Below are 14,142 nucleotides of genomic sequence, written 5' to 3'. Positions count from 1 at the left end.
CAGATCTAAATTCGTCGATAGACCGGGCATGAAGGGCGCGCTCGGGCGCGGCGCATTCGGCCGGTGGGAGAGGAAAGCGGATGGATCAGACTACCACCGGCGCGCAGGGTCGGGAATGGTTTTCCCACGGCTATTCACAGATTCATCCACAGGCCGGGTGCTGCCGTCCTCTCCCGCGGTCAATACAGGGAGTTGACCGCGGCGTGAGTGCTCCTATAGAATTTCCGGTTCTTTCCGCCCCATTCAGATCAGAGCGCCCCGATGGCCACCAAGCGCACCTTCCAGCCCAGCAACCTCAAGCGCAAGCGCGACCACGGCTTCCGTGCCCGTATGGCTACCGCCGACGGCCGCAAGATCCTGGCCCGTCGCCGCGCCAAGGGCCGCAAGCGCCTGAGCGCTTGATTGCTTCGCCGCCCCAGGCGGCGCCTGCAATCCGGACCGTGAATCATCCCGACCCGCGTAGGCGATTTCCTCGCTCTGCGCGGGTTCGCACGTCTGCGGAATACCGTGTCGTGTTCGATGCCGCGCGCCGCTGTTCCGAGCCGCTGATGAGCCTGCACTGCCGCAGTGCGCCGCACCCGGCGCGGCTGGGCCTGGCGGTGTCGCGCAAGGTCGACAAGCGCGCAGTCGTGCGCAATCGCATCAAGCGCGTGCTGCGCGAGGCCACGCGGCAGCTGTTGCCGTGGCTGGCGCCCGGCGATTACGTGGTGGTGGCGCGCAGCGCCGCCGCCCAGGCCAGCGGCGATCAACTGCGCCAGGCCTATCTGCGCCTGCTGCGTCGCGCCGGCGCATTGCCGGCCCCGGCCGCGGACGGCACAATGCCGCCGCCCGATCGTCCTTCTTCCCCCACATCCACGTCAGAACCTGCTTCTGGCTGAGCCGAGCTTGCCTGTCCGATGAACCAGACCCGCCTTTTCCTGATTTTCGCCTGGCTGATGGTCGCGGCGCTGTTGTGGATGGAATGGAACAAGGAACACGCGCCGAACGCCAACGCGGCGACGGTCGCGGCGGCGACCACGGTGCCGCCGGCGCAGGACGCCGATGCCGGCGCCACGCATGCGCCGGCCGTTCCGCAGGCCACGGTGCCCGGCACCGCGCCGGCCAGCACCACGCCCGAGACCGCCGCCGCCAGCGCCGCGCCGCGGGTCACCGTCACCACCGACGTGCTGCGCCTGACCCTGGACGGCCGCAGCGTGTTCGACGCCGACCTGCTGCTGTTCCCGCAGACCAAGCAGCCCGGCAGCCCGCCGGTGCAGCTGCTGACCGAGGATGCGGCGCATCCGTACACCGCCACCAGCGGCTGGGTCGGCGAGCGCAATTCGCCGTCGCCGGGCCCGGGCGGTTTCCGCCCCGAGCAGCCGGGCAAGGACTACGTGCTGGCCAAGGGCCAGGACAGCCTGCAGGTGCCGTTCGTGTGGAACGGCCCGGACGGCGTCACGATCCGTCGCATCTACACTCTGCAGCGCGGCCACTACGCCGTGCAGGTGCGCGACGAGGTCGTCAACCACGGCAGCAAGCCGTGGCAGGGTTATGTGTTCCGCAAGCTGAGCCGGGTGCCGACCATCGTCAGCCGCGGCATGACCAACCCGGATTCCTTCAGCTTCAACGGCGCCACCTGGTTCAGCCTGGCTGATGGCTACCAGCGTCGTGCGTTCAAGGACTACTTGGAAGATGGCCCGCTGAACCAGACCGTGAAGGGTGGCTGGATCGCGCTGCTGCAGCACCATTTCTTCACCAGCTGGATTCCGCAGGACGACCAGGATTCCCTGTTCGTGCTGTCCAACGACGGTCCGCGGCATGTGGTCGAAGCGCGCGGCCCGGGTTTCACCGTGGCACCGGGGGCCAGCGCCAGCACCGAAGCGCGGCTGTGGGTGGGCCCGAAGCTGGTCAATCAGATCGCCAAGGAGCAGGTGAAGGGGCTGGATCGCGTGGTCGATTACAGCCGTTTCACCTTGCCTGCGATGCTGGGCCAAGGACTGTTCTGGATCCTGAGTCATTTGCACAGCCTGATCGGCAACTGGGGCTGGTCGATCGTCGGTCTGGTGGTGCTGCTGAAGCTGATGCTGTACCCGCTGTCGGCCGCGCAGTACAAGAGCATGGCCAAGATGCGCAAGTTCCAGCCGCGCATCCAGCAGCTCAAGGAGCGCTACGGCGACGACAAGCAGAAGTTCCAGACGGCGATGATGGAGCTGTACAAGAAGGAGAAGATCAACCCGATGGGCGGCTGCCTGCCGGTGCTGATCCAGATGCCGATCTTCTTCGCGCTGTACTGGGTGCTGGTGGAGTCGGTGGAACTGCGTCAGGCGCCGTGGTTCGCCTGGATCCAGGACCTGACCGCGCGCGATCCGTACTTCATCCTGCCGGTGATCAACGTGGCGGTGATGTGGCTGACGCAGAAGCTGACGCCGTCGCCGGGCATGGATCCGGTGCAGGCCAAGATGATGCAGTTCATGCCGCTGGTGTTCGGCGTGATGATGGCCTTCGTGCCATCCGGCCTGGTGCTGTACTGGGTCACCAACGGTTCGCTGGGTCTGCTGCAGCAGTGGTGGATGACCAAGCGCCACGGCGAACCGGCCACTGCCGCTGGTGGCGGCAGCGGCAAGCCGCCAGCCAAGGCCAAGAAGTAAACCCGACAACGCCCGCCCTCCGGCGGGCGTTGCGCATGCGGCCGGGGAAGGCGCCGGCTGCATGCGTTTTCCGCATCGCCTTGCTCGCGAGTCCGTGGTCATGCGCAAGCGCCGTCGTCCGTTGTCGCCGTCCTTGGCCGTGATCGGCCTGCTCGCGTTGGCCCTGGCCGCCTGCCAGCGCCAGCCTGCGAGCAGCGAGGCCACTGCCGCCAAGCCCGCGGCGCCCGCCCCGACGATCGCCATCCCCGGCTCGCCGGCGTTGCAGTCCCAGGCGACGGCGCTGCTGCAGGGCCTGCAGGCGCAGCTGGCGGCGCAGCGCAAGATCATCGTGTTGCTGGCCGACGAGGCCAAGCAGTCGCCGGCCGACCGGCAAACCTCCAGCGGCGTCGGCCAGCAGCTGTTCCACGAGGGCCTGGAGCGCCGCGAGGCGCTGGCCAAGCAGTTCGATGCGCTGCTGGCGCTGCCGGACCCGCAGCGCTTCGCCGCGGTCGGCAGCTTGCTGGACTACGTCGAATCGGCGCCGGACCTGTACGACGCCGACCGCCTGGCGTTCCGCGAGGTCCTCGCCGACTGGCAGCTGCGCATCGGCAAGGACTCCTCGCTGCCGGCGATCAAGCTGCACCAGCGCATCGGCGAGGACCTGGAAGCGCTCGACGAGATCGAGCGCACCTACAACCGCGAGATCACCGCGATCTTCAGCCGCTTCGACCGCACCCGCGCGATCGTGCAGAAGCGCGAGAAGTGGGAGGACTACGTCGCCCACCTCGGCACGCTGTACACGCGCGAGGCGATCCTGCGCGACTACGGCGTGATCACCCCGTACCCGATGTCGATGAAGGACAGCGACCGCGAGGTGTTCGGCCGCGACCTGCCGCCCAAGACCGTGGTGCTGAGTTTCGACGACGGCCCGCATCGCGAGTACACCGACGAGATCGTGGCCATCCTCAAGCGCTACGACGTGCCGGCGACGTTCTTCGAAGTCGGCCGCAACCTGGGCAAGCTCGAAGCGGACGGCAAGGTCGATCTGTCGCCGCTGGCCAGCGTCAGCCGCAGCCTGATGGAGCAGGGCTACACCGTCGGCAACCACAGCCTGACCCACGCGCAGCTGTCCAAGGAAACCGGCGCCGCGCTGCGCAGCCAGATCCTCGACACCGACCGCATGCTGCGCGCGGTCGACGCCAAGCGTGCGCCGCTGTTCCGCTTCCCCTACGGCGCGCGCAACGCCGAGGGCATGCAGATCCTCGGCGAGGCCGGCCTGAAGTCGGTGATGTGGAACGTGGATTCGCTGGACTGGGCCGATCCGGTGCCCGAATCCATCGTGCAGCGCGTGCTCGAGCAGGTCGGCCGCGAGCAGCGCGGCATCCTGCTGTTCCACGACATCCACGAACGCACGGTCAAGGCGCTGCCGCAGATCCTGGACCGGCTCAGCGCCGACGGCTACCAGTTCGCCGCCTGGAACGGGCGCGACTTCAGCGTGGCGCGCGCGGCCAGCAACGCCGCCGCACCGGCGGTGACCAGCGGCTACGACAAGTCCTGGGCCATCGTGATCGGCATCGACGACTACGCACACTGGCCCAAGCTGCAATACGCGGCCAACGACGCGCAGGCCATCGCGCAGACGCTGACCGGCAGCTTCGGTTTCCCGTCGTCGCAGGTGATCGTGCTGAAGAACCAGGAGGCCACCCGCAACAACATCCTGGCCGCCTTCCATGACCGCCTGGCGCATGGCGGCGTCGGCAAGAATGACCGCGTGTTCGTGTTCTTCGCCGGCCATGGCGCAACGCGCAAGCTGGCCTCCGGACGCGACCTCGGCTACATCGTGCCCGCCGACTCGGATCCGGCGCAGTTCGCCACCGACGCGATTCCGATGACCGAGATCCAGGACATCGCCGAGAGCCTGGAAGCCAAGCACGTGCTGTTCGTGATGGACGCGTGCTACAGCGGCCTGGGCCTGACCCGCGGCGGTGGCACCAGCGCCTACCTGCGCGAGAACGCGCGGCGCATCGCCCGGCAGATGCTCACCGCCGGCGGCGCCGACCAGCAGGTCGCCGACAGCGGCCCCAACGGCCACTCGGTGTTCACCTGGGTGTTGCTGCAGGCGCTGTCGGGCAAGGCCGACCTCAACGGCGATGGCCTGATCACCGGCACCGAACTGGCCGCGTACGTGGCGCCGGCGGTGTCGAGCATCTCGCAGCAGACGCCTGCGTTCGGCAGCCTGCCCGGTTCGCAGGGCGGCGAGTTCGTGCTGCAGGTGCCGGAGGGCGAAGAGTTCCTCACCGCCAGCACGCAGCAACTGTCCTCGGCCGCGATCGCGATGAACGATCGCGTCGATGCGGCCGCGCCGGCGTCGACCGCGACGCCGAACGCCAGCACCAGCAGCGCCGCCGCGCCGGCCGCTCCGTCCAAGCCGGCAGTGGTGGTCAAGGACCTGCAGGGCGGCGAACGGCCGCTGGCGGTGCCGGTGGCGGCCGGTCCAGTGTCCGATCGGCAGCGTGCGCAGCGCGCCAACGACCGCGGCCTGCAGCTGTACAAGGAGAAGCGCTACGACGAGGCCGAAGCGCAGTTCACCGAGGCGCTGAAGCTGCGCCCGGACTTCGCGCTGGCGGCCAACAATCTCGGCTTCATCTACTATCGCCAGGGCAAGTTCGCGCAGGCCGTGCGCTGGCTGGAGAACACGCTGAAGATCGATCCCTCGCGCGCGGTGGCCTACGTCAACCTGGGCGACGCCTACCGCCAGTTGGGCGATGCGGCCAAGGCCAAGCGCGCCTTCGAGACCTACCTGGAACTGCAACCCAACGGCGCGTCGGCGGCTTACGTGCGCGGGCAATTGCAGACGCTGTAATCCACCGCGCTATCGACCTGCTGCCTCCGCCATGCCGTCTTCCGCCATCGACACCATCGCCGCCATCGCCACCGCTCCTGGTGCGGGCGGTGTCGGCGTGGTCCGCGTGTCCGGTCCGGCGGCCGCGGCCATCGCCGATGGACTGGGCCTGGGCCCCTTGATGCCACGCAGCGCGCGCTACGCGCGCTTTCGCGACGCGCACGGCGAGATCGTGGACGACGGCATCGCGCTGTGGTTTCCGGCGCCGCGCAGCTTCACCGGCGAGGACGTGCTGGAACTGCAGGCGCACGGCAGCCCGGTGCTGCTTCGGCACCTGGTGGCGCGCTGCTGCGAACTCGGCGCGCGGCCAGCGCGCCCAGGCGAGTTCAGCGAGCGCGCCTTCCTCAACCGCAAGCTCGACCTGGCCCAGGCCGAGGCGATCGCCGACCTGATCGCCGCCGGCGACCTGCGCGCCGCACGCGCGGCACGACGCTCGCTGGACGGGGTGTTCTCGCGTCGCGTCGACGAGCTGGCCGAACAGCTGATCCGCCTGCGTATCCACATCGAGGCGGCGATCGATTTCGCCGACGAGGCGCTGGACACGCTGGGCGGCGAGCAGGTCCGCGCCGGCCTGGCGCAGGCGCGCGCGGACCTGGCGCAACTGCGTGCCGACGCCGAACGCGGGCGGCGCCTGCGCGATGGCCTGCATGCGGTGCTGGTCGGCCCGCCGAACGCAGGCAAGAGTTCCCTGCTCAACGCGCTGGCCGGCAGCGATCGCGCCATCGTCACCGACATCGCTGGCACGACCCGCGACACCTTGCACGAGACCGTGCGCCTGGACGGCGTGGAACTGACCCTGGTCGACACCGCCGGCCTGCGCGAGGGTGGCGATGCGATCGAGCGCGAGGGCATGCGGCGCGCGCGCCAGGAACTGCAGCGCGCCGACCTGGCGCTGATCGTGCTCGATGCGCGCGAGGCCGAGGCCGGCCATGCGGCGATCGCCGACGCCATCGCCGACGTGCCGCAGCGCCTGTGGATCCACAACAAGAGCGACCTGCTCGCCACCGTGCCCGTGGCCAGCGCCGAGCGCGTCTATGTCTCCGCCGCGACCGGGAGCGGCCTGGAGCAACTGCATGCGCAGCTGCGTGCGATCGCCGGCGCCGCGGCCGGCGAGGGCAGCGACGGCGAGTTCTCCGCGCGCGCCCGCCACGTCGATGCGCTGCAGCGTGCCGCGACTCATGCCGATGCGGCGACGGCCGAACTGCAGCACGAACGCCTGGAACTGGCCGCCGAGGAACTGCGCCTGGCCCATGCCGCGCTCGGCGAGATCGTCGGCACGCTCAGCGCCGACGACCTGCTCGGGCGGATCTTCTCCAGCTTCTGCATCGGCAAGTAGCACGCACCTGCGTGCGCGCGCCGCCGAATTCGCTTACGGCTTCAACGCCGTCAACTGCGCGCGCTGGTCCTGCAGCCACTGTTCGAACGGCAGCGGCGCCTGCCCGGTCAGCGCCTGGTAGTCGCCGGTGACGGTAGCGACGCGGCCGGCGGCGGTGTTGGTGTCGAACGAGGCATAGATGCGTGCGACCGGCTCGGGCAGGCCGGCGCCGACCATGCCCTGCACCAGGCCCTCGACCGGTACCGGCACCACCTGGATCTGCACGTCCAGCACCTGCGCGACCAGCGCGGCGATGTCGGCGGTGGTGTAGGCGCGCGCACCACTGAGGGTGAGCGTGCGCTTGCCGTCGCCGCTGGCCAGGGCGACCGCGGCGGCGCGGGCCAGGTCGTCGCGGGCGATGTGGGCGATGCCGCCGTCGCCGGCCGCGCTGTACCAGTGGCCCGAGGCCAGCACCGGCGGCAGGCTCATGAACAGGTTTTCGAAGTACCAGTGGTTGCGCAGCACGGTCCAGGCGGGCAGGGCGCTGGCGGCCAGGCTGTCCTCGGTGCCGGCGTGATCGGCAGCCAGCAGCAGCGGCGAGTCGCGCGGTTCCGGGCACGACGTGTAGACCAGGTGGCCGACGCCGGCGCGTTCGGCGGCGGCGATCGCGGCCTGGTGCTGCTGCAGGCGGTGGCCGGGGCGGTCGAGCGCGTCGGTGCTGATCAACAACACGCGGCCGGCGCCACGGAACGCGGTGTCGAGCGAGGTGGCGTCGTCGAAATCGCCGTGGCGCACGTCCACGCCGCGCGCGGCCCAGGCGGCCAGGCGGTCGGGCTGGCGGGTCATCGCCACGACCCGCGACGGCGCCACTTGGAGGGTGTCGAGCAGGTGCGTGAGCACGCGCTGGCCGAACTGGCCGCCAGCGCCGGTGACGAGCAGGGAATCGGAAGATACGGACATGACAGGTCTCCTGAAGAAAGGGAGGCGTCGCAGGACGCCATGGTCTGGAAAAGGAACCTGGTCTATCCTAGAGACCTTGGCCGGGCTGTAAAGACGGCACTTTTTCCGCCCCTGATTACCTCGAGGTAACCACCATGGATCGCGTCTTGCCGTCGGTCGCCGCCGTCGACGGATTGATGAGCCAGCAACTGCAGGACCACCAGCGCGCCGGCATGGCCATCGACCAGTGCCCGGTGCGCGACGTGCTGGCGCAGATCGGCGACAAGTGGAGCACCCTGTTCGTGATGCTGCTGGCCGAACGCCCGCACCGCTTCGGCGAACTGCGCCGCGCGGTGCCGGACATCTCCCAGCGCATGCTCACTCAGACCCTGCGCGACCTGCAGCGCGAAGGGCTGGTCGCTCGCGAGGTGCTGCCGACGGTGCCGCCTGGGGTGGAGTATCGGCTTACCCCGCTAGGGCAGTCGCTGAGCGTGGTGCTGGCGCCGCTGGTGCGTTGGGCCGCCGATCACCATGCGCAGATCCGCGGCGCGCGCGCCGCGTTCGAAGCAAACGCACCGGCGCGAGGATCGAGCGCGGCGTTTGCCTGAGCGCATTCGGCACGGTTACCGGAACTCCCGATGACGGTGGACGTCCCGCGTGTGGAAGCGGCTTCGGGGCGGCTCTAACCAACGACGAAAGGCCATCTGCAGGAGCGGCTTCAGCCGCGACAGGCGTTACCGGGAATGCCCGTCGCGGCTGAAGCCGCTCCTACAGACATTCCCGCATCACCTGCGACATTGCGCAGACCACAAGCCCGCGGCCCCGAGGGTTCGTGGGCTTGCGCGGCTCAGCCCTCCGCGACCACTCGCGCGCTATAGCTGTCGCCATCGCGCTGCACCCGCACCGGTCCGCCGAACACTGCCGACAGCGGCGCATCGGCCAGCAGTTCCTCGCGCGTGCCGTCGGCGTACACCTGACCCTCGCGCAGCAGGATCACCCGCGCGATCTCCGGCACGATCTCCTCGATGTGGTGGGTGACCAGCACCAGGGTGATGCCTTGGCGGGCGAGGTCGCGCATCGTCGCCAGCAGGTGCTCGCGTGCGATCAGATCCAGGCCGGTGCTGGGTTCGTCCAGCAGCAGTGCCTGCGGCCGGTTGACCAGGGCGCGCGCGATCATCACGCGTCGGGTCTCGCCGGCCGACAGCTCGGCGTAGGCGCGTCGCAACAGCGGCAGCGCGTGCGAGGCCTGCAGCGCCTCGCGCGCCCGTGCCCGCATCGCGTCGGTCACCTCACGGTGCGGCGGCACCACATAGCTGGCGAAGAATCCGGACAGCACCGCACTTTCTACGTCCAACCCCGGCATGTCGGCGAGATTGACGCTGAGGTCGCCGCTGACGATGCCCAACTGGCTGCGCAGCCGATCCACCTGCCAGCGGCTCTGGCCGAGCACCCGCACCGCCGGTTCCTCGCCGGCGCGCGCCAGCGGATACAGCTCGCGGGTGATCAGTTTGATGAACGAGGATTTGCCGCAGCCGTTCGGGCCGAGGATGGCGGTGTGTTGGCCGAGCGCGATGCGCAGGCTCAGCGCGTGCAGCACGCGAACCTGGCCGCGGATCACGCTGGCGCGCTCCAGTTCGATCAACGGCGCGGCCGCTGGCATGGGGGTTGCTTGGGAAGAGGCGGCTGACATGGAACCGACACCGTTCTGTGATCGGAAGCGCTTGGCGGCTGAATACCATACGCGAGCGCCGGGTGAAGTTTGCCCGCACAACCCCCATCATGTCGTCATCCCCTCACGCCGTCTTACGCTCTGGAGCTTCTGGCAATGTTCGACGCGATCCTCGACTTCCTTGGCAACGGCCTGCTCGGCGTCGGCTGGTGGGGCATGCTCGCCGTGCTGCTGCTGTTCACCCAGCTCACCATCTTCGCGGTGACCTTGTACCTGCACCGCAGCCAGGCGCATCGCGGTGTGGATTTCCATCCGCTGCTGTCGCATTTCTTCCGCTTCTGGACCTGGTTCACCACCTCGATGATCACCAAGGAGTGGGTGGCGATCCATCGCAAGCACCACGCCAAGGTCGAGACCGAGGAAGACCCGCACAGCCCGCAGACCAAGGGCATCGCCCGCGTGTTCTGGCGCGGCGTGGAGCTGTACCGCGAAGCGCGCACCCAGCGCGGCGACATCGAGCAGTACGGCAAGGGCGCGCCGGACGACTGGATCGAGCGCCACCTTTACACCCCGTACGCCAACCTGGGGCCGGTGGCGCTGTTCGCGTTCAACTTCGCGCTGTTCGGCCTGCCCGGCATCGCGCTGTGGGCGCTGCAGATGGCCTGGATTCCGTTCTGGGCCGCTGGCGTGATCAACGGCCTGGCCCACTGGTGGGGCTACCGCAACTTCGAGTCCGCCGACACCTCGACCAATCTGACCCCGTGGGCGCTGTGGATCGGCGGCGAAGAGCTGCACAACAACCACCATGCCTTCCCGAGCTCGGCGCGCTTCTCGATGCGTCGCTGGGAACTGGACATCGGCTGGATCGCGATCCGCGCACTGGCCGCCTTGCGCCTGGCCAAGATCCTGCGCGTGGCGCCGACCCTGGACGTGCGCCCGAACATCGCCGTGCCGGACGCCGACACCCTGCGCGCGCTGCTGTCGCACCGCTTCCAGGCGATGACCGATTACCAGCGCAACGTGTTCACCCCCGCGCTGAAGGAAGAAGCCGCGCAGGCCGGCGCCAAGTTGCGCAAGCTGCTGCCGCGGCGCCTGCGCAAGGGCCTGGTCGACGACGGCCGCTGGCTCAAGCCCGACGCCCGCGAACAACTGCAGCACTGGGTGGCGCAGCGCCCGCGCATGCGCACGCTGGTCGAGCACCGTGCGCGCCTGGCGGCCCTGCTGGAAGCGCGTAGCCACGACGCCAGTGAACGCCTCAAGCACCTGCAGGCGTGGTGCCACGATGCCGAAGCCAGCGGCATCGCCGCGCTGCAGGCGTACGCGGCGCGACTGAAGGGCTACGCCCTGGCATGAGCCGCGGCGTACCGCGCACCCCGTTGCACGAACGCCGCCTCGCGCGGCGTTCGTCGTTGAGGGCCGGGCTGACGCTGGGCATCGCCTGCGTCCTCTTCGCGGGCAGCGTCGCCAACGCCGAGGCGCAGGCCATCGACAGTACCGCCAGCTACCTGCAGCGCATGGACCGCGACGGCGACGGCCGCGTCAGCCTGGACGAATACCTGGTCTGGATGAGCTACGCCTTCGACGCGCGCGACCTCGACCACGACGGCGTGCTCAGCCCCGCCGAACTGCCCGGCGGCCGCGGCCCACCGATCACCCGCGCACAACACATCGCCACCCTGACCGCCCGCTTCCGCAAGCAGGACACCAACGGCGATGGCTACCTCAGCGCGCGGGAGCTGGCGGCGCCGCCGCAGTGAGCACGGCCGTGTCGCCACACGCGCTGTGCGTTCCGTCGCGCAGCGCGCGGAGTGTCTGCTCAACAATCCCCAGCTTCAGCAGAAGCGCACCTCGCGCCCGCTAAGCTTGTCCATCTACCTGCGACATTCGACGAACCCATGCCCGAACTCCCCGAAGTCGAAACCACCCGGCGCGGCCTGGAGCCGCATCTGTCGGGGCGGCGCATCCATGGGGTGATCCTGCGGCGGCCGGATCTGCGCTGGCCGATTCCGCGGGAAGTGGCCGAGCAATTGCCGGGGCAGCGTATCGACGGCATCCGCCGGCGCGCGAAGTACTTGCTGCTGGACACTGCGGTCGGCAGTGCATTGCTGCATCTGGGCATGTCCGGCAGCCTGCGCGTGCTGCCCGGCGACACGCTGCCGCGGGCGCACGACCATGTCGACATCAGCCTGGAAGACGGCCGCGTGCTGCGCTTCAACGATCCGCGCCGGTTCGGTTGCCTGCTGTGGCAGGCGCCGGGCGAAACCCATCCCTTGCTCGCCGAGCTGGGGCCGGAGCCGCTGTCGGATGCGTTCGACGGCGATCATTTGTTCCGGCTCAGCCGCGGCCGCACCGCGCCGGTGAAGACCTTCCTGATGGATCAGCGCATCGTGGTCGGGGTGGGCAACATCTACGCCGCCGAGAGTCTGTTCCAGGCCGGCATCAGTCCGCTGCGCGAAGCCGGCGAGGTCTCGCGTGCCCGCTACGCGCGTCTTGCCGAGGCCGCCAAGGCGATCCTGGGCTATGCGATCCAGCGCGGCGGCACGACCCTGCGCGATTTCATCAGCCCGGACGGGGCGCCGGGCTACTTCGAGCAGGAACTGTCGGTCTACGGCCGCGAGGGCGAGGCCTGCAAGCGCTGCGGGCGCACGCTGCGCCATGCCAGCATCGGTCAGCGCGCCAGTGTCTGGTGCGGCCACTGCCAGCGCTGAGCGATGAGCCTGACACAGGCGGTTCGGCGCCTGCGGGGCACCTCCAACAACGCGGTTTTGTGGCGGCGCAGCGAGCCATGCCGTCGCGACCGTGAGGGCGACTTCGGCCGCGACATACATTCGCGTTAACGCGTCGGCTCAAGCGCTTCTATCAGTGGCTTTCTCGCGTTAGTAGACGCTCCTCTAAACGCCTTGCCCGCTCCCCGCGTCGCCGCCGCCGATGCGGTTGGGTGGGAAAGCGATGTCGCCAGCAGCAGTGCGCCGCCGCCGGAGCGGCGGCGCCTGGGATGCATCCGGTGAGCCCATCACCGCCGCCTTCGGCGCCGCTTGTCTATCATGGGCATCCTCTTTCGTTTCGGTCCGGCCATGCAACGACGCGATTTCCTCAAGAACGCCGCCGCCGCCTTCGCCGCCATGGGCTTGCCGGCGATGCCGATGCTCGGCCAGGCCGCTCCTGCGGTGGGCCTGCGCCGCCTGGGCAAGCCGCAGCCGTTCGACTACGCCTGGCTCAAGGGCCACGCGCGGGCCATGGCCGATGCGCCATACCAGAGCCACAAGCGGGTGCTGCCGGCGCCGGTGGAGGCGTTGACCTGGGACCAGTACCAGTCGATCCGCTACCGCCAGGACCACGCGCTGTGGGCGGCCGACCAAGGCCCGAAGTTCCAGGCCAAGTTCTTCCACCTGGGGCTGTACTTCAAGACGCCGGTGCACATGTTCGACCTGGTCGACGGGCAGGCGCAGGAACTGGCCTACGACAGCGCGGCGTTCGACTACGGCAGCAGCGGGCTGAAGGGCGCGCACCTGCCCAAGGAACTGGGCTTCGCCGGTTTCCGCCTCAACACCAAGCAGGACACCGAGCGCGACTTCGCCGCGTTCCTCGGCGCCAGCTACTTCCGCGCGGTGGGCAAGGAGGGCCAGTACGGGCAGTCGGCGCGCGGGCTGGCGATCGATACCGGTACCGGCGGCCCGGAGGAATTTCCGGATTTCATCGCCTACTGGCTCGAGCAGCCCAAGGCCGGGTCGGACACGGTGGTGGTGTACGCGCTGCTGGATTCGCCCAGCGTCGCCGGCGCCTACCGCTTCGCCATCACCAACGGCGACGTGCTGCTGATGGACATCGACAGCGCGCTGTATCCGCGCAAGACCATCGAGCGCCTGGGCCTGGGTCCGTGCACCAGCATGTACCAGGTCGGCGAGAACGACCGCCGCATGGATTGGGACTGGCGCCCGGAGATCCACGACACCGATGGCCTGGCGATGTGGACCGGCGGCGGCGAGTGGATCTGGCGGCCGCTGTGCAATCCGCCGCACCTGCGCTTCAACATGTTCGTCGACGACAACCCGCGCGGCTTCGGCCTGCTGCAGCGCGATCGCAACTTCGATCACTACCAGGACGACGGCGTGTTCTACGAGAAGCGCCCGTGCCTGTGGGTGGAGCCGAAGCAGGGTTGGGGCAAGGGTTCGGTGCAACTGGTGGAGATCCCCACCGTCGACGAGACCTTCGACAACATCGTCGCGTTCTGGAATCCGCAGGACAAGCCGCAACCGGGGCAGGAGCTGCTGTTCGGCTACCGCCTGTACTGGGGCGCGCAGGCGCCGGCGTCCTCGCCGCTGGCGCATTGCGTGGCCACCCGCACCGGCCTGGGCGGCGTGGTCGGGCAGAAGCGCCACTACTTCTCCTGGCGCTTCGCGGTGGATTTCGCCGGTGGCGAACTGGCCAAGCTGGGCAAGGAGAAGGACGCCAAGGTCGAGGTGGTGCTGCAGCTCAACCGTGGTCGCACCGAAATCGTCTCGGCCCGGCCGCTGCATGAGATTGCCGGCTACCGCGCGATGTTCGACGTGGTGCCGCCGGACGACGGCAGCGAGCAGATCGACATCCGCCTGTACCTGCGCAGCGGCGAGCGCCCGCTGACCGAGACCTGGCTGTATCAGTGGACGCCGCCGCCGGTGGCCGAGCGCAAGTTGTACTGAGGAGGCGCGCGTACGCAGTGCCGATGCTCGGC

At 69.2% G+C, this 14,142-nt stretch carries 12 protein-coding genes; 10 read left to right on the top strand and 2 right to left on the bottom strand.

The features are described from left to right. The first annotated feature begins 261 nt into the window (after window positions 1-261). The 5 genes from rpmH (at window position 262) to mnmE (ending at window position 6,844) form a co-directional block, all read left to right on the top strand. On the top strand, window positions 262-402 hold the full coding sequence (rpmH, locus tag QN245_RS21460; protein ID WP_003469983.1) for a 50S ribosomal protein L34: 141 nt from the start codon (window positions 262-264) through the stop codon (window positions 400-402). 38 nt (window positions 403-440) lie between these two features. Further along, window positions 441-878 (top strand): ribonuclease P protein component, encoded by a 438-nt coding sequence (gene rnpA, locus QN245_RS21455; protein WP_317844202.1) that lies wholly within the window; start codon window positions 441-443, stop codon window positions 876-878. A gap of 18 nt (window positions 879-896) precedes the next feature. Continuing rightward, complete coding sequence (yidC, locus tag QN245_RS21450; RefSeq protein ID WP_317844201.1) at window positions 897-2,627, top strand: membrane protein insertase YidC; 1,731 nt, start codon at window positions 897-899, stop codon at window positions 2,625-2,627. 100 nt (window positions 2,628-2,727) lie between these two features. After that, entirely contained in the window at window positions 2,728-5,469 is a 2,742-nt protein-coding gene (locus tag QN245_RS21445) for a polysaccharide deacetylase family protein (protein ID WP_317844200.1), read from the top strand. Window positions 5,470-5,500: 31 nt separating this feature from the next. Beyond that, the gene (gene mnmE / locus QN245_RS21440; protein WP_184448837.1) at window positions 5,501-6,844 is read left to right on the top strand and encodes a tRNA uridine-5-carboxymethylaminomethyl(34) synthesis GTPase MnmE; all 1,344 of its coding nucleotides are present in this window, start codon (window positions 5,501-5,503) and stop codon (window positions 6,842-6,844) included. A gap of 33 nt (window positions 6,845-6,877) precedes the next feature. Here the strand turns inward: mnmE and QN245_RS21435 are convergent, their stop codons facing one another. Continuing rightward, window positions 6,878-7,783, bottom strand: coding sequence for an NAD(P)H-binding protein (locus QN245_RS21435; RefSeq protein WP_184448838.1), 906 nt, complete (start codon window positions 7,781-7,783; stop codon window positions 6,878-6,880). 176 nt (window positions 7,784-7,959) lie between these two features. On the opposite strand from QN245_RS21435, the gene QN245_RS21430 reads away from it, so the two are divergent. Continuing rightward, a complete protein-coding gene (locus QN245_RS21430; RefSeq protein WP_425612973.1) occupies window positions 7,960-8,370 on the top strand; it encodes a winged helix-turn-helix transcriptional regulator in 411 nt (136 codons plus the stop codon). Window positions 8,371-8,609: 239 nt separating this feature from the next. On the opposite strand, the gene QN245_RS21425 is transcribed toward QN245_RS21430, so the two are convergent. Then, the gene (locus QN245_RS21425; RefSeq protein WP_184448840.1) at window positions 8,610-9,452 is read right to left on the bottom strand and encodes an ABC transporter ATP-binding protein; all 843 of its coding nucleotides are present in this window, start codon (window positions 9,450-9,452) and stop codon (window positions 8,610-8,612) included. A gap of 135 nt (window positions 9,453-9,587) precedes the next feature. Between QN245_RS21425 and QN245_RS21420 the strand changes: the two genes are divergently transcribed. The 4 genes from QN245_RS21420 (at window position 9,588) to QN245_RS21405 (ending at window position 14,110) form a co-directional block, all read left to right on the top strand. After that, window positions 9,588-10,784 (top strand): DesA family fatty acid desaturase, encoded by a 1,197-nt coding sequence (locus tag QN245_RS21420; protein WP_184448841.1) that lies wholly within the window; start codon window positions 9,588-9,590, stop codon window positions 10,782-10,784. Next, window positions 10,781-11,188: an EF-hand domain-containing protein gene (locus tag QN245_RS21415; protein WP_184448842.1), complete on the top strand. Its 408-nt coding sequence runs from the start codon at window positions 10,781-10,783 to the stop codon at window positions 11,186-11,188. Before QN245_RS21420 ends, QN245_RS21415 begins: the two co-directional genes overlap by 4 nt. A 138-nt stretch (window positions 11,189-11,326) precedes the next feature. Beyond that, on the top strand, window positions 11,327-12,139 hold the full coding sequence (mutM, locus tag QN245_RS21410) for a bifunctional DNA-formamidopyrimidine glycosylase/DNA-(apurinic or apyrimidinic site) lyase (RefSeq protein WP_184448843.1): 813 nt from the start codon (window positions 11,327-11,329) through the stop codon (window positions 12,137-12,139). 366 nt (window positions 12,140-12,505) lie between these two features. Beyond that, complete coding sequence (locus QN245_RS21405; RefSeq protein ID WP_317844199.1) at window positions 12,506-14,110, top strand: OpgD/OpgG family glucan biosynthesis protein; 1,605 nt, start codon at window positions 12,506-12,508, stop codon at window positions 14,108-14,110. Window positions 14,111-14,142: the final 32 nt, after the last annotated feature.

It is taken from the genome of Xanthomonas rydalmerensis, assembly GCF_033170385.1.
Classification (GTDB): Bacteria; Pseudomonadota; Gammaproteobacteria; order Xanthomonadales; family Xanthomonadaceae; genus Xanthomonas_A; species Xanthomonas_A rydalmerensis.
This window is presented reverse-complemented; position numbering and strand designations above follow the sequence as displayed.

Coding starts and splice junctions, on each gene's coding strand:
- rpmH (WP_003469983.1), top strand. CDS start 262: ATGGCCACCAAGCGCACCTTCCAGCCCAGCAACCTCAAGCGCAAGCGC.
- yidC (WP_317844201.1), top strand. CDS start 897: ATGAACCAGACCCGCCTTTTCCTGATTTTCGCCTGGCTGATGGTCGCG.
- QN245_RS21420 (WP_184448841.1), top strand. CDS start 9,588: ATGTTCGACGCGATCCTCGACTTCCTTGGCAACGGCCTGCTCGGCGTC.
- QN245_RS21445 (WP_317844200.1), top strand. CDS start 2,728: ATGCGCAAGCGCCGTCGTCCGTTGTCGCCGTCCTTGGCCGTGATCGGC.
- QN245_RS21430 (WP_425612973.1), top strand. CDS start 7,960: ATGAGCCAGCAACTGCAGGACCACCAGCGCGCCGGCATGGCCATCGAC.
- mnmE (WP_184448837.1), top strand. CDS start 5,501: ATGCCGTCTTCCGCCATCGACACCATCGCCGCCATCGCCACCGCTCCT.
- QN245_RS21425 (WP_184448840.1), bottom strand. CDS start 9,452: ATGTCAGCCGCCTCTTCCCAAGCAACCCCCATGCCAGCGGCCGCGCCG.
- QN245_RS21405 (WP_317844199.1), top strand. CDS start 12,506: ATGCAACGACGCGATTTCCTCAAGAACGCCGCCGCCGCCTTCGCCGCC.
- QN245_RS21435 (WP_184448838.1), bottom strand. CDS start 7,783: ATGTCCGTATCTTCCGATTCCCTGCTCGTCACCGGCGCTGGCGGCCAG.
- QN245_RS21415 (WP_184448842.1), top strand. CDS start 10,781: ATGAGCCGCGGCGTACCGCGCACCCCGTTGCACGAACGCCGCCTCGCG.
- mutM (WP_184448843.1), top strand. CDS start 11,327: ATGCCCGAACTCCCCGAAGTCGAAACCACCCGGCGCGGCCTGGAGCCG.